The sequence below is a fragment of the Micrococcus sp. HG099 genome (genome assembly GCF_024723355.1).
Taxonomy (GTDB): Bacteria; Actinomycetota; Actinomycetes; order Actinomycetales; family Micrococcaceae; genus Micrococcus; species Micrococcus endophyticus.
The window spans coordinates 1-1,530 of record NZ_JANQCJ010000237.1; the positions used below are offsets into that span (position 1 = coordinate 1).

General features: G+C 79.6%; 2 protein-coding genes. Both read right to left on the minus strand.

Annotation, left to right across the window (positions count from 1 at the left end):
* Positions 1 to 41: 41 nt before the first annotated feature.
* Entirely contained in the window at positions 42 to 305 is a 264-nt protein-coding gene (locus NWP10_RS11915; RefSeq protein WP_017489108.1) for a PspC domain-containing protein, read from the minus strand.
* Between the two features lie 61 nt (positions 306 to 366).
* Positions 367 to 1,530, minus strand: a 1,164-nt coding sequence (locus NWP10_RS11920) for a PspC domain-containing protein (RefSeq protein WP_309137729.1), incomplete at its 5' end; no start/stop codon positions are given.

A 1,530-nucleotide genomic window follows, 5' to 3' on the forward strand; every position in this document is an offset into this window, starting at 1 on the left:
GGCGGGTGCGGTCCGGCGGAGGGCGGGCGGCGGCTGCGGGGTCAGCGTCCGCCGAGGGCGCGCTCGGCCGGGACGGTGCCGTCCTCCCACGGGGTCAGGGCCCAGACCGCCAGGTAGGCGCCCACGCCGAGCACCGGCAGCAGGCCGGCGAGCACGAGGACGAGGCGGACCAGCCAGACGTTCACGCCGGTGCCGGAGGCGATCCCGGCGGCGACGCCGCCCACGAGGCGGGGCCGGGTGCGGCGGAAGCCGGTGGTGCGGACGGAGTCGTAGAAGGGGGTGAGGGGGCCGCGTCGGGCGGTCATGGGGTGCGCCTTCGGTGGGGGTCGGATCTCGGCGGATCGGTGGCGGAGGGGGCAGGCCGGCTCAGAGGACGGCGACGGCGACGGCGACCTGGAGGGCCGCGGCGCCCACGAGGATGCCGCTGGCCGGGGCCAGGGAGCCAGGGCGCCGGCCGGTGAGGAGGGCCGCGAGCATCACGGGGGCGATCACGGCGAGGGCGGCGACGATCGCCGGGACGGCCAGGAGGGTGAGGGAGCCCACGCCCAGGAGCAGCGAGGCGCCGACGGCGGCCGCGGCGGCGAGGGCGGCGACGGCGTACGTCACGGCCTGCACGGCGGGGGACAGGCGCCGCGGGGCTGTGACGACGGCGGACCCGCGGCCGGACGGGCCGGCCGGGGCGGCCTGCTCCTCCTCGGCCAGGCGGGCGGCGGCCCGGAGCTCACGGGAGTGCACGGGGGATCGCCAGGTTCCGGTCTCCGGGTCGAGCCAGTCCGCGTGGAAGCCGTGCGCGTCCGGCCGCGAGGCCGGGGCCCGCGCGTCGTCGCGGCGCAGGTACCAGGCCGGTCGGGCGGCGGCGCGCCCGGAGGCCTCCGGCTCGGACGCGGGCGCCGGGCCGACGCGGCTCTGCGTTCTGCCGTCCCAGCGGGTGACGAGCCACCAGACGAGGACGGCGACGGCGGCCAGGCCCAGCAGCGAGCCGGGGCCGCCCACCACGGGGGCCAGGAGGGTGAACCCCGCGCCGAGCACGACGTTGAGGACGCCGATCCCGCCGATCACCGCGATGGCCACGGTGGCGTCCTGCCACTCGCCCCGGCGCAGCCGGCCGTAGTGCACGGTGCCGTCGCCGTCCGGCAGCAGGGCCCACGCCACGGCGTAGGCGAGCAGGCCGAACCCGGCGGACACCACGCAGAGGGCCACGAACACGCCGCGGGCGAGCAGCGGGTCGACCCGATAGCGCTCGGCCACGCCCGCGAGGACGCCGCCCACCCACGAGGAGTCCGAGCGGCGCACGCCCCAGGCCTGGACCGCGCGGCGCAGCCACGAGGGCAGGGCGTGCAGCCCGTCGGGCCCGCCGGCCCCCGCGGCGGAGGAGCCGGCCAGGGGCGTGGCGGCGTCGGAGGGGCGGGGGACGGCGAGGGGGTCCGGGTCGATGGGCATGCCCCCATCCTGCTCTCCGGCGGCGTCCGGCACATCCGGGATGTCCCGGAGCGCTCCCCGGATGTGCCCCGCGCCCGGACGCGGCAGGAT